At 69.5% G+C, this 16,799-nt stretch carries 12 protein-coding genes; 2 read left to right on the top strand and 10 right to left on the bottom strand.

What is annotated here, in order from left to right; genetic code table 11:
* Positions 1-5 precede the first annotated feature (5 nt).
* Complete coding sequence (locus ACRSBM_RS12895) at positions 6-2,882, bottom strand: glycoside hydrolase family 48 protein (protein ID WP_434443231.1); 2,877 nt, start codon at positions 2,880-2,882, stop codon at positions 6-8.
* A 243-nt stretch (positions 2,883-3,125) separates the two neighbouring features.
* Positions 3,126-4,058: a pectate lyase family protein gene (locus ACRSBM_RS12890; protein WP_434443229.1), complete on the bottom strand. Its 933-nt coding sequence runs from the start codon at positions 4,056-4,058 to the stop codon at positions 3,126-3,128.
* 169 nt (positions 4,059-4,227) lie between these two features.
* Here ACRSBM_RS12890 and ACRSBM_RS12885 point away from each other — a divergent pair, with 169 nt between their 5' ends.
* Positions 4,228-4,857, top strand: a complete 630-nt coding sequence (locus ACRSBM_RS12885) for a pectate lyase (RefSeq protein WP_434443227.1) — start codon at positions 4,228-4,230, stop codon at positions 4,855-4,857.
* 167 nt (positions 4,858-5,024) lie between these two features.
* On the opposite strand, the gene ACRSBM_RS12880 is transcribed toward ACRSBM_RS12885, so the two are convergent.
* From ACRSBM_RS12880 to ACRSBM_RS12855, 6 genes are all read right to left on the bottom strand, one after another.
* Positions 5,025-6,170 (bottom strand): enolase C-terminal domain-like protein, encoded by a 1,146-nt coding sequence (locus ACRSBM_RS12880; RefSeq protein ID WP_434443225.1) that lies wholly within the window; start codon positions 6,168-6,170, stop codon positions 5,025-5,027.
* Positions 6,167-7,435, bottom strand: coding sequence for an ABC transporter substrate-binding protein (locus ACRSBM_RS12875; RefSeq protein ID WP_434443223.1), 1,269 nt, complete (start codon positions 7,433-7,435; stop codon positions 6,167-6,169). The genes ACRSBM_RS12880 and ACRSBM_RS12875 overlap by 4 nt, the downstream gene beginning before the upstream one ends.
* 11 nt (positions 7,436-7,446) lie before the next feature.
* Positions 7,447-8,328 (bottom strand): carbohydrate ABC transporter permease, encoded by an 882-nt coding sequence (locus ACRSBM_RS12870; RefSeq protein ID WP_434443221.1) that lies wholly within the window; start codon positions 8,326-8,328, stop codon positions 7,447-7,449.
* Positions 8,325-9,200: a carbohydrate ABC transporter permease gene (locus tag ACRSBM_RS12865; RefSeq protein ID WP_434443219.1), complete on the bottom strand. Its 876-nt coding sequence runs from the start codon at positions 9,198-9,200 to the stop codon at positions 8,325-8,327. The genes ACRSBM_RS12870 and ACRSBM_RS12865 overlap by 4 nt, the downstream gene beginning before the upstream one ends.
* On the bottom strand, positions 9,197-11,380 hold the full coding sequence (locus ACRSBM_RS12860) for a pectinesterase family protein (protein ID WP_434443218.1): 2,184 nt from the start codon (positions 11,378-11,380) through the stop codon (positions 9,197-9,199). The genes ACRSBM_RS12865 and ACRSBM_RS12860 overlap by 4 nt, the downstream gene beginning before the upstream one ends.
* Positions 11,381-11,651: 271 nt before the next feature.
* A complete protein-coding gene (locus ACRSBM_RS12855) occupies positions 11,652-12,827 on the bottom strand; it encodes an MFS transporter (RefSeq protein ID WP_434443217.1) in 1,176 nt (391 codons plus the stop codon).
* 73 nt (positions 12,828-12,900) lie between these two features.
* Between ACRSBM_RS12855 and ACRSBM_RS12850 the strand changes: the two genes are divergently transcribed.
* Positions 12,901-13,884, top strand: a complete 984-nt coding sequence (locus ACRSBM_RS12850) for a LacI family DNA-binding transcriptional regulator (protein WP_434443215.1) — start codon at positions 12,901-12,903, stop codon at positions 13,882-13,884.
* Here ACRSBM_RS12850 and ACRSBM_RS12845 read toward each other — a convergent pair whose 3' ends face one another.
* The gene (locus ACRSBM_RS12845; protein WP_434443214.1) at positions 13,885-14,751 is read right to left on the bottom strand and encodes a cellulose binding domain-containing protein; all 867 of its coding nucleotides are present in this window, start codon (positions 14,749-14,751) and stop codon (positions 13,885-13,887) included.
* Positions 14,738-16,714, bottom strand: a complete 1,977-nt coding sequence (locus ACRSBM_RS12840) for an RICIN domain-containing protein (RefSeq protein ID WP_434443213.1) — start codon at positions 16,712-16,714, stop codon at positions 14,738-14,740. Before ACRSBM_RS12840 ends, ACRSBM_RS12845 begins: the two co-directional genes overlap by 14 nt.
* Positions 16,715-16,799: the final 85 nt, after the last annotated feature.

Raw genomic sequence — 16,799 nt, 5'->3', positions numbered from 1 at the left:
ACTCCTCACCCGTAGATCTCTGCGTGCAGGGAGAAGGCGGTCGCGATCTCCGCCTGGGCCCAGAAGCGGTGGAAGGTGAACGTCGGCGCCGGACCACCGTCCAGATAGGACTGCACCTTCGGCCAGTTCGGGTCGTCGCGGAATCCTGACCTCATCGACAGGAACGACGCGCCCTGCCCGATCTGGTCGCCGTTGGGCATCGTCCCGGTCCAGCCCGGCGGCACGTACGGGCCCTCCGCGGTGGAGGTGTTGTAGACGTCGTCGAACCGGTTGTAGTCCGCGCGGGTCTCCGGCGTCGCGATGCCGATGCTGTCCTGGTGCTCGAGCAACGACGTCAGTAGCGCTTCACCCGTGGTCTTGGCCTGGGCGTTGCCCGACCTCGCCGCGTAGTTCAGCAGCACCTTGGCGTACGACGCGGCGATACCGACGTCCTGGTTGTGGTTGAGCACGCGGACCCGCAGGTTCGCGTTCGCGCCGGGGTTGGTCGCGTTCCACGTGTCCGGCGCTCCCGACCACTCGAGGTCCGAGGGGATCTGGAAGTTCGTGCCGGTCGTGGTGTTCGCGATCGCCCACGGCACCCACTTGTCGAGGATCTTCTTGGCGCGCGCGTCACCGGTCAGCCGGTACAGCGCCGCCGTGCGCTCGATCCCCCACACCTGGAAGCCGAACCACCGGTTGCTCGGCGGGTCGCGCCACACCGGGTGGGCGTCGTAGTACATGCCGTAGAACGTCGGCGTGCCCGCGGGAGGCGAGCCGTACTGACCCTCCCAGCTGTTCGTGACACCGCCGGCGAGACCACCGTCGGCCGACTGCAGCCACTGCAGCATCTCCAGCTGCCGGCTCAGCGACGTCGCCCAGTCCTGTTGGCCGGTGGCGGACAACGGCTTGAGCGCCGGCACGTTCGCAAGGGCGTGTGCCGCCAACGGGTTCTGGTAGCCCTGGTGCGAGGCACCGTCGCCGATGCGCCACGCCCAGCCCGCGGAAGTGTCGGTCGCGCCACCCCACGCGTAGTACCAGGACATCAGGTAGTGCGCGCTGTCCTTGCCCGTCGCGCCGGGGCACGACGAGGGGCTGGTGCAGTTGCCGATGCGCTTGAAGTACTTGTCGAACATGGCGTACCGCAGGTAGTCGCCCATCTTCGCGGACTTGCTGATCTCGCTGGAGATGTCCGCCGCCTTGCCTTGCGCCGTGGCCCACTGCTGGGCGAGCAGCGCCACCTGCACCACGCGGGCGTCCGCGTCCGGTGCGTTGGTGTACTTCCACTGCTTGGCGTAGGAGGCGTCCTTGGTGAACAGGTCCAGGAAGCCGTTGGGGCCACCATGTGCGAACGTGTCGCACGACGGCTGCGGGATCGTCTCCCACACCGACTCCGACGAGCCGCGCTGGTAGGTGTTGATGTACGCGGGTGCCGTCGTCCCGTCACCGCACCGGCCGAAGCCGTAGGTGTTGTCGACGTCGATCAGCCAGTGCATGCCGTAGACGTCCGAGTTGCCGTACGCGGACTTCAGCTCGCCCGCGATCGGGTCCTGTCCGACCGGGACGGTGCCGTCGAGCACCGCCGGGTAGCGGTCCATCCTCGGGTGCTCCGGCGCGTACGTCGCGGGCTTGGCCGCGTCGTACTTGTCGTTCGTCGGCTGGTCGGCCTTCGCCGGGATGATGAACTTCTCCATCGACGCGAAGGCGGACTTGAACGGCGCCCAGTCACCGGTCACCCGGCCGTAGCTCGCCTCCAGCCACAGGTAGTAGCTGAACGCCTCGGACGTGGTCTGGTGACCGTGGTCCGGCGCCTCGACCACCAGCGTCTCGACCGAGTGGTACGGCACGAGCAGGTCGCCGAACTTGCGGAAGTAGCCGCTCGCCGGGTCCTTGATCTTGTTGTACTGGTCGAGGAACGCCTTGTTGAAGTCCGAAGTGGACGGATCGAGCTCCTTGACCGTCACGGTCGCCGGGTTGTGCCCGGTGGCCGAGGCCGTGAAGGTGGCGGTTCCGAGCTCACCGCCGTTGCCCGCCGACGTCACCGTCACCGTCTGCTTCGCGGTGCTGGTGAACGTGAGCGTCGCGGGGGTCGCCGTCAGGTCCGCACTGCCGTCGCGGGCGATCGTGACGGTGACGGGCTGGCTCGGTGCCGTGGCCAGGGAGACGTCGAACGTCGCCGTCTGGCCCTGCTTGACCGAGACCGTGCTCGGTGACGCGAGGACCGCCGGGCCCGACAGCACCTTGACCGCCGCCGGAGCGGAGGCCGTGGTGAGGCCGCGGTCGTCCGTCGCCCGCGCGGTGATGCTGTGGTCACCGGCCGGCGCCGACGTCCACGTGCCGCTGAACGGCGCGCTGGTGTCGGTCGCGATCAGCTGGTCGCCCGCGTAGAAGTCGACCTTGGCCACCGAGCCGTCGGTGTCCTGTGCGGTCGCCGCCAGCGGGATCTGCGCGGGCAGGGTGTAGCTGCTGCCACTGGCCGGCGCGGTCAGCGCCACGGAGGGCGCCTTGTTGGGCCCCGTGCAGGACACGCCGTTCACGGCGAAGTCCGTCGGTGGCCGGTTCGTCGAGCCCTTGCTGCCGTTGAAGCCGACCTGCGCGGTGCCGCCCGAGGGCAGCGAGCGCGCCCAGTCCGGGTTGGTCACGCTCACCACAGCGCCGGTCTGCGTGAAGTTGCCGCTCCAGCCCTGCGTGACGCGTTGCCCGTCAGGGAACGTCCACGTGAGGTTCCAGCCGTTCAGCGCCTCCCCGTCGTTGCGGATCGACACAGCCGCGCCGAATCCGGTGTTCCATTCGTTGGTGACTTGGTAGGTGACGGTGCAGCCCACCGCGGCCGGTGCCGCGACGGCGGGTACCCCGCCGGTCAGCACCACCGCCGCTACCGCCAACGCCACTCTTCGTCGAGTCATGCCGCCGCCCTCTCGACTACTGGGAGCGCTCCCAGAGTTCACGGCACTGTAACGTGGACCACATCGGCCACCTGGCCGCCGGTGCAGTCCACGTTGCACCGGAAGGCGCTCCGCTTTGGTCCATGCGGCACAACGAGGGTTCGTCTGCCGGTTCCTCTTACTGCTCCCTTCGAGTGGAATTCTGGGAGCGGTCCCAGACGAGGGTGGGGGCGCCCACGCCACTTCGGGCGCCCCCAGGTCTCGTCAGCCTCGTCCGGCGCCGGCCCCGGCCGTGACCACGCTCTTCACGCTGCTCGCGCTGTCCAGCGGGTAGGAATAGGGAATGCTCTTGACCGAGCCGCCCTGGTCACCCGTTCCGGAGTTGACGAAGTGGTTGTCGCGCGCCACCAGTGAGCCACCGGACGAGCTGCCCTCGCCGCGGTGGAACGGGTCCTCGGTGTTCTCGAAGTAGTTGCCCTCGACCAGGACCCCGGCCTCGACGGTCGACGCGACGCCGTAGTCGGTCACACCGCCGTAGTAGTTGTTGTAGACGTGCACCGGGTTGCCGAACCGCACGCGCGGGTGGCGCTGTTGCGTTCCGTCGAACCAGTTGTGGTGGTAGGTCACCCGGAGCTTGCCCCGGTCCTCCGAACCGTTGCCGTCGCTGTGACCGAGCAGCATCGTCTTGTTGTGACTGGTGAACTTGTTCCAGGACACCGTGACGTAGTCGGAGGCCCGCTTGACGTCGACCGCACCGTCGTAGCCGTTGGAGAAGGTGTTGTGGTCGACCCACACGCGGGTGGAGTACTGGACGTTGATCGCGTCGTCACCCCAGCTGCGGAAGTTGAGGTTGCGCACGATCACGTTCGAGACCTTGGAGATGTTCAGGCCCTCGCCGGTGATCGCGGCGCTCGAGCCGACACCCTCGATGGTCTTGTTCGAGGCGACCTTCGTCATGCTCGACAGCGAGATCGTGCCGGACACCCGCACGACGGCGGGACTCGAGGACTGGACGGCCGCCGCGAACGCGGACGCCGTGGTGACGGTGACCGGCGTGGCGCTGCCTCCGCCCGTCGTGCCACCTCCCTGAGTGGCCCAGCCGACCAGCCCGAACGGTGCGGCGGTCGCCTGGGGAACGGACACCGCGCCGAGAACCAGCGCGGCCGCGGAAATCAATGCTGCGCGTTTTGGAATCATTCCACGCTCCCAATGAGTGAGCGGCGGTGCAACTCACACAACCAGTCGGGAACAGAGCGGTCAACCAATTCGACGATATTCGATTCGAACAATCGAAACCGGTTGACAGGAACGATCTTCGACCTACCATCGAATTACCGCCGCGCATCCCCCTGCAAGCGGAGCGCACATGAAGAAACTGGCAACAACGGCGTTGGCCGTGGCACTGGCCGCCTTTCTCGCACCTGGGGCACAGGCCGCGGGCAGCACCTTCCCCACCCCGTCCGGATCCACTCCGGTCGGCGCGACCATCAAGGTCCCGCCGGGCACCTACGACGGTGGCATGAAACGGTTCTACGGGACCGGCAACCTCGGTTCCGGCGGCCAGGGCGAGGACCAGGGCCCGATCTTCCAGCTGGCCGACGGCGCGACGCTGAAGAACGTCGTGCTCGGCGCGCCGGCGGCGGACGGGGTCCACTGCCTCGGCACCTGCACGCTCTCCAACGTGTGGTGGGAGGACGTCGGCGAGGACGCGGCCACCTTCAAGGGCACGTCGTCGTCGCAGACCATGACCATCAGCGGTGGCGGCGCGCGCAAGGCGTCGGACAAGGTGTTCCAGCACAACGGGCCGGACACGATGATCATCCGCAACTTCCAGGTGGACGACTTCGGCAAGCTCTACCGGTCCTGCGGAAACTGCAAGACGCAGCACAAACGGCACGTCGTGCTGGAGAACATCACCGCGTTCGCCCCGGCAAGAACCTCGTCGGCATCAACACCAACTACGGCGACACCGCGCGGTTCTCGCGGATCACGATAGTCGGCGACAGCAGCAAGAAGATTGCGATCTGCGACAAGTACCAGGGTGTCACGAGCGGTGAACCGAAGAAAATCGGCACCGGAGCGGACAGCACACACTGCCTGTTCAAGTCCTCGGACATCACCTACCGCTAGCGGAAAAGCCCCGGCATTACGCCTGGGCTTTTCTCACCATACTTCAAGAGTGTGAACTCCGATGTGTTCGAAATTCCAGTCGTCACCGATTCCCGGAATCGACGGCAGCGTCACGACGCCGTTCTGGTCCAGCGGATCGGCGATCGAGTTCCGGTGCGGCGGGATCCGGTCGAAGTCGACGTGCGGGTGCAGCAGACCCCGTTCGTACCAGCGGCCGGCGTCGGTCGCGCCGAGCACGGTGAGGCTGGCCGACCCGTTGCCGTGGATCTCGCAGTCCATGTTGAACGACTCCGCGAGGTGCACGGTCTTGAGCACCGGGGTGATGCCACCGCTGCCCGCGGGACCGGCCCGCAGGACGTCGCAGGCTCCCGTGGTGATCCACTCGGCGCGGGTGAGGTGCTTGCCCCACGCCACCTCCGGGCCGATCACCGGGATGCCGAGCTGCTCGGTGAGCCACCGGTAGGAGCTGATCGACGCCTCCTCCATCGGTTCCTCGAACCAGTAGAAGTCCAGCTCCTCCAGCGCCCTGCCGAGCCGCAGCGCCTCGGTCCGCGAGTACCAGTGGCTCGCGTCGAGCATCAGCGCGACGTCCGGTCCCACCGCCTCGCGCACCGCCCGGCACGCCTCGATGTCACGGGTGACGCTGGGCGCACCCGGCACCGGTGGCATCCAGGTGTGCAGCTTGATGGCCCGGTAGCCCACCGAGACGAGGTGTTTCGCGAAGTCACCGTAGTCGGCCGGTGTCGCGAGGCCGTCCGTGTCACCGCACATCGTGCTGGCGTAGGCCGGAATCCGGTCACGGGCACCGCCGGCGAGCTTCCACGCGGGCAGCTCCACCCTGCGCGCCACCAGGTCCCAGAGTGCCTGGTCGACGAACCCGAGCGCACGGTCGGTGAACCCGCCGTGCGATCCCCGTTGCCGCCGCGCGAGCAGCCGCCAGAGCCGTTCGCGATCCCACGGGTCCTGCCCGAGCAGCACCGGCCGCACGTGCTTGTCCAGCACGGCCGGCCGCAGCTGGTCGGGCTGCACCTGGCAGTACCCGGTGACGCCGTCGGTGTCGGTGACCTCCAGCAGCGCCTCGACCACCTCGTGCTCCGGTGCCGGGTGCCGGTGCCCCTCCGGGTCGACGGACGTGGCCGCCGTGGTCTTGAACGTCCGCACCACCACGCGTTCGATCATTTGCGCTTCTCCCAGTCCTGCTGGGCGGTCGTCAGCTTGGCCGCGAGCTGGTCGAGGAACTCCTGCGCGGACATCTGGCCGAGCAACACCTTCTGGTACAACGGCTCGGTGTCGGTCTTGGTGATCGACGAGTACTCGGGCAGGTACACCGGTGCGGGCACCAGCACGGTCGCCGGGTCCTCCAGCACGCCGAGCGCCATCTTCACGGCCGGGTTCTGCTGGATCCACTCGGCGCCGCGCACGTCGGTGTTCGCCGGAATCTGACCGACCTTCTCGTTCCAGTAGCCGTTGCTCTCGGCCGACGTCAGGAACTCGACGAACTTCCAGGACGCCTCACGGTTCTTGCCGCCCTTGAAGACCGCGAAGCCGTCCGTCGGGTTCGGCACCACCGTGCGCTTGCCGGACGGTCCCTTGGGCAACGGCATGGCGCTGACGCGTTCCGGGCCGAGGGCCTTCATCACGTCCGCGGTCGAGCCGAGGTTGTGGTGCATCATCGCCACCGTGCCGCCGGTGAACTGCGCGACCATCTGGGTGTAGTTGTTGTTCACGTCGGCCTCGGGCGTGGCCTTCTTGTACAGCTCGGCCACCTTGCGCACGAGCTCGGCGTTGCGCGGGTCGGCGACCGTGCTCCTGCCGCCGTCGTAGAACTTCTCGACGCCCGAGTAGGAGTACGCCTCGGCGAGCAGCTGGAAGATCGAACCCGCGCCACCGCGGATGGTGAAGCCGTACTGGTTGGCCGCCGGGTCGGTCAGCTGGGTGGCCGCCTTGGCCAGGTCGTCCCAGGTGGACGGTTCAGCGATCTTGTTCTCCTCGAACCGGTCGGACCGGTACCAGATCACGTCCATGTTGCCCGACGCGGGCACGGCGTAGAGCTTGCCGTCCGGCGCGGCCTGCCGCACGGTCTCCAGCAGGCCGTTGAGCAGCTTTCCCTTGAGCGGGCCGTTCTCCACCCGGTCGTCGGCCGGTTCGAGCGCGTCCTGCCCGACGAGGTGCGCGAGGTAGGACGTCGTGACACCGCCGACGTCCGGGGTGGACCCGCCGGCGATGGCCGTGTCGTACTTCTGCTGCACCGACGAGCTGGGGATGCCGACGTACTCGATCTTGATGTCCGGGTTCGCGGCCTCGAACCGCTTGATCAGCTCCTGGTAGATCGGCGTGCGGCCGGGGCCACCGTTGTTGTCCCAGAACGTGACCGTCGTGGGCCCGTCCTGTCCCGCGGAGCAGGCGCTCAGCACGAGCACGAGCGCGACCAGCAGTCTCTTCAATGCTCTCTCCCTCATCCCTTGACCGCGCCCGCGCTCAGTCCCTGCACGAGGAACCGCTGCACGACAGCGAAAACCAGCACGACCGGCACCGCGGCGACGACACCGCCGGCCGCGAGCGCGCCGAAGTCGGTGTTGAACTCGCCCAGCGCGTAGCTCAGCCCGACCGGCAACGTGAACTTGTCCTGCTTGCTCGCGAACATCAGCGCGAACAGGAAGTTGTTCCAGGCCCCGATGAACGCGAACGACCCGACCGCCACGAGCGCGGGCTTGAGCTGCGGCAGCGTCACCGCGAAGAACGCGCGCAGCCGCGAGCACCCGTCGACCATCGCGGCCTCTTCGAGCTCGATCGGGACGTTGCGCACGAAGCCGCTCATCAGGATCAGCGCGAGTGGCAGCTGGAACGCGGTGTCGGCGATCACCAGCCCGGTGAGGCTGTTGAGCAGCCCGGCGGACTTGAAGATCACGAACAACGGGATCAGCATCATCGCGCCGGGGATGAACTGCGTGCACAACAACGCCAGCAGGAACACCCGCTGGCCGCGGAACTTGAAGCGCGCCAGCGCGTAGCCGCCCATGAGCGCGAACACGGTGACGACGACCATCGTGCCGACCCCGATGATCAGGCTGTTCTGGAAGAACAACCCGAACCCGATGCCGTTCCACACCGTGTCGAAGTGCTCGAGCGTGATCGGCCACGGCACGAGCGAGGTCTGGCCCGTCGGCCGGAACGCGAAGACCAGCATCCAGTAGAACGGGACCAGCGTGAACAGCAGGTAGAGCACCAACGGCAGGTGCAGCCGGAAGTACCGGCTCGGATCGCGGTGCTTCTTGCGCCTCGGCGGGGCCGGTGGTGGCACCACCGGGGTTTCCGGGCGGGTGAGTGTCTGGGTCACGCTCGGCTCCCGAACTTGGACACCCTCAGGTAGAGGATCGAGAAGAACAGCAGGATCACGAAGCCCGCCATCGTGAGCGCCGAGCCGTAGCCGAAGTCGTGCGAGTCGACGGCCTTGCGCGCCACGTAGAGCGGCAGCGTGGTGGTCTGGTTCGCCGGTCCACCACCGGTGAGCGTGTAGATGAGGTCGACGTTGTTGAACTCCCACACCGCGCGCAGCAACGTGGACAGCACGATCGCGTCGCGCAGGTGCGGCAGCGTGACACTGACGAACCGGCGCCACCGGCCGGCCCCGTCGACCGACGCGGCCTCGTACAGGTCGTTCGGGATGGTCTGCAGGTCGGCGAGCAGGAGAATCGCGAAGAACGGCACCCCGCGCCACAGCTCGGTGACGACGGTCGCCGGGAACACGGTCGCCGGGTCACCGAGCACGGACGTGCCGGGATCGCCGATGCCCCACTGCGCGAGCTGCTGGAAGATCCCCGTCGACGGGTTGTACAACAGGATCCAGATGCCGGTGGTGAGCACGCCCGACACCGCCCACGGCGAGAACACCAGCGCCCGCGCCATCGCGCGGCCGACGAACGTCTCGTTGACGATCAACGCCAGAACCAGCCCCAGCACGAGCTGCAGGCCGACCTCGACGACCACCCACTTGGCGCTGAACACGAGGCTCTGCCAGAACAGCTGGTCCTCGAACAGCATCCGGCGGAAGTTCTCGAAGCCGATGAAGCCGTTCTTCCACGGCTGCGTGACGGTGTGCTGGCGCAGGCTGAACCAGCCGACGCTCGCGATGGGGTAGACCAGGAACATCGCCATCAGCACGAGCGTCGGGGCGATCAGGGCGTACGGCGCCCAGGTGCGGGTCCTCACGCCGGGTTCCACCCGCTCAGGTAGGCGGCCTTCGTGTGCTGCCGTGCCTGCTCGTCGGTGAGCTGCGGGCGGCCGGTGCCCGTGCCCGCGCCCGGTCCGGTGTTGCGGTACTCCGCGAACCTGGCTCCGCGCCAGGGGAATCCGGACATGTCGGTCCACGGCGCGCTCTTGATCGCGGCGGGCAGCTCGGTGTCGCGGATGACGACCTGGGCGATCGCGTCCGGGTCGCCGCCGGGGTGCCAGGGCCTGCCGAGGAAGTACGTGCCCGCGCCGGCGTCGCTGCGGATCTTCGAGTCGACGATCAGGAAGCCGTGCGGGTTGTCCTTCCTCGTGCTCGCGGCCGTCACGTACCCGTTGGGGTCCCGGCCGCGGTTCAGCGCGGTGATGGTCGCCCGTTCGAAGACAGCCGTCGCGCGGCCGAAGAGGAAGTCGACGTCGCCGGTGATGGCGCAGTCCCGGTAGTACTGGCGTGACCGGGTACTCGCGTTCGGAGTGTCGGCGTACAGGGTGTCCTGGTGGCCTTCGAAGCGCACGCGGTCGAACAGGGCGCGGTCGCCGGTGGCCTTGACGGCGACGGCCTGCGTCGCGGTGATCTCCGGGTGCTTCGCGCGGTCGAACGAGTTGCGGAAGGTGAGGTCGCGGGCGGTGAACCCGTCCGCGGCGATGGTCGCAGTGGCACTGCCGGTGGTGCCGTACGTGGTGCCGTCGGGTTTCCTGGTGCCGCTGGCGTTGTCGTAGTCGATCACGACGTCGTGGGCGCGTCCGGTGGCGCCACGAAGGGTGAGGTTCCGTTTGGTGGCCGGGACTTCGACGACCTCCCGGTACACGCCCTTCGGCAGGGTGATGACGGCGCCGGCCGGTGCCGCGTCGATCGCGGCCTGCACGGTGGCGAAGCCCTGGCCCACCACGAGGTGGTGGCCGGCCGGTTGCGCGCCCGCCTTCAGGTGCCTGATCCGGTGCGCGGGCTCGAGACCGCGGTGCAGCGTCGGCGTCCAGCCCGCGTCCGTGCCGAGGGCCTTGTCCGGGAACGCCGCGTTGTGCGCGTCCACCAGGCTGGCCGGCCTGCCGTCGACGAGGTTGCCCGTGTCGGTGATCGCCGTGCCGCCCCAGTTGTAGACGATCTTCTCGGGGGCGATGCCGCGGATGAGGTTGTTCTGCGCGACGATCTGCGACCTGACTCCGACGCCCCAGCTGTAGGTCTGCGCGCCCTCGTACAGGTTGTTGTAGACGTGCACCTGGCCGAACCGCACTCGGGGCGCGCGCTCCAGCACGTTGCGGAAGACGTTGTGGTGCACCGAGACCCGCAGCTTCCCCGGGTCGGTCGTGGAGGTGTTCGACGAGCCGATCAGCATGGTCTTGCCGTGCTCGGCGAAGACGTTGCGGGACACGGTGACGAGGTCCGCGCCGTTGGTGATGTCGAGCTGCCCGTCGTGCACCTGGTAGGGCCGTCCGAAGTAGAGCGGCTGGGTGCTGTCGACGTTCGGCTCGTCGGTGAACGTGCTGTGGTCGACCCACACGTTCTCCGAGCGCTGGATCGACACGGAGTCGTACAGCGAGTTCCAGTTGCCCGGCGAAGCTCCGGGGCTGGTGTCCGTGGGATCCCACTGCGGGAAGCAGTCACGGGTGTCGCGGAAGGTCAGGTTGCGCACGATCACGTTGCGCGCGTTGTGGATCCGCAGGCTGCCGCCGGTGATCCCGGCCCCGCGCCCGACCCCGACGATCGTGGTGTCCGCCTGGACGTTCAGCGCGATGACCGCTTCCTGCCTCTTCGCCGACGCCGCCCGCGCCTCCTCCAGCGGCCCCTCAGGCTCGCGCTCCCACCCCCACACCGCCGGGTCGTAGGCAGCGAGGTACCCGGCCGGCGTGTAGCCGTCGGCCGCGTAGTCCTCGCAGCGCAACGGTTTCCCGTCAGCCCCGGTGTTGGCGTCGATCACGCCCCTGACCTTGATGATCCGCGGCGCCGGGGCCGCGAGCGCCGCGACGAGCTGGGCCCGCGTGCGCACCTCGTGCACGTGCGCGGCCGGCGCCGCCGCTCCCCCGGTCGTGCCCGGCCCGGCCGACGCCCAGCCGTCGCCCGCGGGCAGCACCTGCCGCGCCGGGTCACCGCCCGCGTGCGCGGGGAGGCTCACCGCCCCGGTCCCTGCGCAGGCCAGAACCAGCGCGCCAACGAAAAGCCGCATGACGGAATACCCTTCGGAAAGGATTCACATTCTTGAACAGCGTCCACGATCGTGAAACGGATATTACGAATGCGTCCGCCATGCGTCAACGAAGTGAATTCATTCGACGATTCGGGCCGGTATTCGACGATTATTCGACTCGAATGCCGTCGAACGCGGTCCAGCCGTCGGATGAGCGGTTGACCAGCTCTTCTCCTTCGCCCACCGCCGAACGACGAACGCCGCGATCGATGTCGATCGCGGCGTTCGCCTGCCAGGCCTCGTCAAGGCCTCATTGTTTTCCGACCGGCCGCAGCATCGGTACGAGCGCCAGCGCGGGCAGCAACAAAATCGGCACGATCAGCAAAGCCCGCAGCACGCCCATCTCGTTCCCGAGCAGCCCGACCAACGGCGGCCCCGCGAGGAACGCGGTGTACCCGATGACCGCGACCACGCTGACCCGCGCCGCCGCCCGTTCGGGATCGTCGGCGGCGGCACTCATGCCCACCGGGAAGCCCAGCGCGGTCCCGAGGCCCCACACCGCGACCCCGGCGGCCGCGACGAGAGGCGACCCGGCGAACACCGCGAGCGTCACCCCGGAGGCGGCCAGCAGCATCGAGACGACGATCGCCGGCACCCGGCCCCAGCGGTCCAGGGCGATCGTGCCGAAGATCCGGCCGAACGTCATCGTCGTGACGAACACGCCGAACACCACCGCGCCCAGCGCCGGGTCGAGGTCGTAGCCGTCGATGAACGCGACCGCCACCCAGTCGTTCGCGGTGCCCTCGGTGAACGCGAGCACCAGCACGAGCAGCCCGATCAGCAACGTGCGGGGCTCGCGCCACGCGGCCATGACACCGCTGCCACGGCCGTGCTCCGCCTCGCGGGCCAACCGGTACGTCCGTGCCGCCACCAACGTGCCACCGGCGACCACGAAGGCCACCACGGCGAGGTGCGCGGTCACGGGCAGGACCGCCCACGCCGCGAAGGACGCCAGACCGGCGGCGGCCACGGTGCCGAGGCTCCACATGGCGTGGAAGCGCGGCATCACCGTCTTGCCGAGAGCGCGTTCCACCTCCGCGGCCTCGACGTTCATCGCCACGTCGCACAGGCCCGACCCGTAGCCCAGCGTGAAGATCCCGATCGCCGTCAGCACGGCGGACGGGTACGAGCCGATTCCCACTCCCGCGACCGCGAGGCCCACCGCGACGGTCACCGCCGACACGGCCACCGTCCGCCGTGGCCGGAGGCGGTGCGTGACCTCGCCCGCGGTGAGCATCGCGAGGCACGCGCCCACCGACATCGCCAACAGCAGCAGCCCCAGCGCGCCAGGGGTCAGACCCAGCGCGTCACGGGCGGCGGGCACGCGGGCGAACCACGTCGCCACGGCCACGCCGTTGAGCCCGAAGGTGACCGCGACCCCCGCGGCGGCGGCTCGGACCTGGTTGCGCGGCACCGTGACCGACATCCGGTTCCTCCCTTTCTCGATACCGAAGTACTTACCCCACACATGGAAGCGCTTCCACCGCAATACTTCCCTGATGACGGCAGAACACACCGCCACGCTGGACGACGTGGCACGGGCCGCGGGCGTGTCCCGGGCCACCGCCTCCCGCGTCATCACCGGCCAGGGGCCGGCGTCACCACAGGCGCGGGACAGGGTCACCGCCGCGGTGACGGCACTGGGCTACGTGCCCGACGCCTCCGCCCGCGCACTGGTCACCCGGACCGGCACGCGCCTCGCCATCGCCGTCATCGGCCATACCGCCGCCGTGCTCGACGACCCGTACGTCGGCCGCGTCCTGACCTCGGCGGCGCACGTCGCCGCCGAGCGCGAGGTCGGCGTCTCGCTGCACTGGTTACCGCTGAACGACCCGAGCTCACTCGCCCGGCTCGCCGACGGCCGCGGGCTCGGCGGGCTCGTGGTGGTGAACCCGACGCGACCGGCGCTCGAGACCGTGCCGCGGGCCCTGCGCGGCCGGGTCGCCGCAGTCGGGGTCGGCGCACGGCACGTGCCGTCGTTCGACGTCGACAACCGCGCGGGCACCGACGGGGTCGTACGGCACCTCGTGCGCACCGGCCGGCGCCGGATCGCGATGGTCACCGGGCCGTCCTGGTTGCCCTGCGGCGACCGCGCCGTCGAGGCGTACCGGCGGGTGCTGCGCGACAGCGGCGGCGAAGCCAGGGTCGTCACCGGCGATTTCACGGCCGCGAGAGGTGCCGAGGCGGCCGTCGAGATCATGGCGCGCTGGCCGGACACCGACGCCGTGTTCGCGCTCAGCGACCTCACCGCGCTCGGTGTCCTCGACGGACTGCACGCGCTCGGCGTGCGGGTGCCGGCCGACGTGGCGGTCGCCGGGTTCGACGACATCGCCTTCGCGGGTCTCAGTCGCCCGGCACTCACGACGAGCACGCACCCGGTGGAGGAGATCGCCACCGCCGCGGCGCGGGCCGTGCTCGACCGCCGCGACACCGCGATGGCGACGTTCTTCCCCTCCAGACTGGTCGTGCGGGAGAGCGCGTGATCATTCGACCGAGCACGACCGGCCGTTGAGCGTGAACGCGCCGGGAGCGGAGTTCCCGCCGCGCACCGAGCCGTTGAACCCGATCTCCACCGAACCACCCGGCGGAATCCGCGCGTTGTAGTGGACGTTCGCGGCGTCGACAGTCGCACGGAACTGCCGCGGCGTCGCGTTCCACATCTCGGTGACCACCTGCCCGTTGGCGAAAGTCCACCGCACGCCCCACCCGTCGATCGGCGCGGCACCCGTGTTGCGAACGGTCACGTACGCCTGGAAGCCACCCGGCCACTGACCGGTGACGCGGTAGGAGACGGCACAGGACCGTGCGGGCGGAGCCGTGGTGGTCGGAACCGGTCGTGGAGGGGGCGTCGGCGCCGCGGAACTGGGCGGCGCGGCGTTGAGCCCGTCGCACGGTGGACCCCACAGTCCCCTGTCGGCGGCGGCCGCCTCGGCCTCCGCCGTCAGGAGCGGCCCGCCGTCGGCTCTCAGGGCGCCCTGCCGCACCGCCAGCGACGCGTAGTCCGTGCCGTCCTCCAGCGCGAGCCGCACCTCGCCCGGCGCCTCCGTGGTGACGCGGACGGCACTGGCGAGCAGGGTCGTCCTGGCGAACGCGAGCGCGCCGGCCGCCGAGCACTCCGCCGGCTCCACCAGCCCGGCGACCCGCACCCGCGTGCCGTCGGCCAGCTCGACGGTCCGGCCGTCGAGCACGTCCCGCACGAAGTGCAGCGCGCCCTCCCAGCGCACCTCCTGGTTGACCAGGGTGGGCGGCGTCCAGGGTGTGCGCGCAGATGGCTGCGGCGCCGGAGGGGCCACCGTGCAGGCCCCGGCGAACAGGACCAGCGCCGGCAGCAAGCCGCTACCGGCGCGCAACGGCGCTCGCCGACCAGCGCTGGTTGGCGCCGGAAGTCGCCTGGTACAGACCGATTCTGGCACCGTCCTCACGCGACTCGCCGATCACGTCGAGCAGGCTTCCGTTGTGCGCGTTGACGAACGTCCACGTGCCGTCACCGGTGGACGACAGCACCCATCTCGCGGCAGGACCGTCCGACAACGCCAGCACGACGTCGCCACCGGCAGCCGCGACGCGCTGACCGGTCGCGGCGTTGACGACGGAGAACTGGGCCCGGTTGCCGTAGCCGCCCGCGCGCCGCTCCACGCGCCACACCTGGTCCGCCGCGGCGAGATCGGTGGTGCGCTGGACCAGCGAGGTTCCCGAGGGCGCGAGCGACCTGCCGCTCTGCACGCCGGTGAGCCGGTACTCCCCGCCCAGCGCGGCCGTGCGGTCCACCCCGCTGACACCGCTCACCTCGAACGTGGTGACCGACCTCGCGGGCACCGAGAGGGTCGCCTTGCGGTCCTTCACCCGCACGGCGGCGCCCTGCACCAACGCGCCGCGCTCGTCAGTCACGACAGGACGGACGGAAGCGTTCGGCCGCACCGAGGCGAAGGCCGACAGGTCCAGCGTCACGGACTGCGCCTGCTCGGTCTTGTTCAGGTGCACCACCGACTTCAGCTCGGTGTTGCGCACCGCCGCCACGTCGGTCGTGGTGTTGACCTTCACCAGACGATCGCCCGGCCGCACGTAGTGGGTGAAGTTCCGCAGCGTGTGGAACTTCGTGTTGACCCGCGCCGGGCACGTGGCGAGCGTGTCCCGCGGCCCGCAGTCGAACGGGATCTGGATCACGCCCCAGTTCATGCCGTTCGGGGACTCGGCGCCGGGCGTCATGTTGTCGTAGTCCTCGACCGCCTGCCACAGCAGCCAGGCGCGCGGTTCCAGCTCCCGCAGGTCGTCGACCACGCGCTCGGCGATACCGAGGCCGGGGTCCATGCTGGTGAAGCTCTGCCCGGCGCCCCAGTGCCCGTCGACCTCGCTCATCCACAACGGCTTGCCCGCGCCCTTGGCGATGTCACGGGCGGACGTGCGGCGTGCCGTACCGTACGTGTGCACGTTCAGCTGGCCGACCTGTGCGCGCACCGAGGCCGGGTAACCCGCCCAGTCGTCGGCGAACAGGCCGGGGTTGGTCTCGTCCGGCGCCGACACGGCCGCCTGCACCCGGTTGGCGCGCAACGCTTCCGCCATCGCGGGCACCACCTTCGCCTGCAGGGCGGGTCCCAGGTGGGCGCCTTCCTGCCGCCCGCCGGTGGGGTTGCCGTCCGGGCCGAGCGTCGTGCGCCAGTAGGGGGTGTTGGGCTCGTTGAACGGGTCTACCGTGGCGAACCTGATGCCGTGAGACCGTTCCAGCTCGGCCGTCGCCTGGGCCAGGTACGCGGCGAAGTCGCCGATCCGGTCCTCGCGCAGCTGATCCGCGTTCGGGTCGAAGCCCCCGGATACGTAGCCGCTCACGGTCTGGAACCACGGCGGCGAGTTGCTGAACGACTCCCACCGCGTCACGTCCCGCTTGATCCGGTCGACCCACCACCGCTGCCGCGGATCCGCTGCCGCGTCGAAGAACCGCGGGTCACCGGGCTTCCACCAGTCGGTGTCAATGCGAGTCGTGCCGGCCGGCGCCTTCCACCAGCCGGGGACCGCGGCGCCCGCCCGCAGGTACTCGGGGACGTCCGGCGCGTTGCCACCGCCGATGTTGTACCGGGCGATGTTCAGGTTGAGTCCGTCCGCACCGAACAGCAGTTCGGCGAGCTGGTCGCGGATCTCGTCCGGGTAGCCGCCGGTGGCGTTCGCGAACCACACCAGGCTCGTGCCCCAGCCCTGGAACGGCTCCTGCTGGTAGGTCGGATCCGGTCTCACCGTGACGGCGTCGACGGCCGCCGTGGCGGGCGCCGCGGTGCTGAGGGTGAGCGCCGAAACGGCGAGCAGAGCGAGGAGTCTGGTCATCGGTTCTCCGTTGAACGCGCGATGTTCACGCTCACATCTATCGAGAACCCACTGGCGCGTCAAGGTCCTGCCGGACGAAGGCGCG

Origin of the sequence: Lentzea xerophila (genome assembly GCF_051094245.1) — a bacterium.
Lineage (GTDB): Bacteria > Actinomycetota > Actinomycetes > Mycobacteriales > Pseudonocardiaceae > Lentzea > Lentzea xerophila.
The sequence above is the reverse complement of the archived record's forward strand: the minus strand, read 5'-3'. Positions and strand labels throughout refer to the sequence as shown.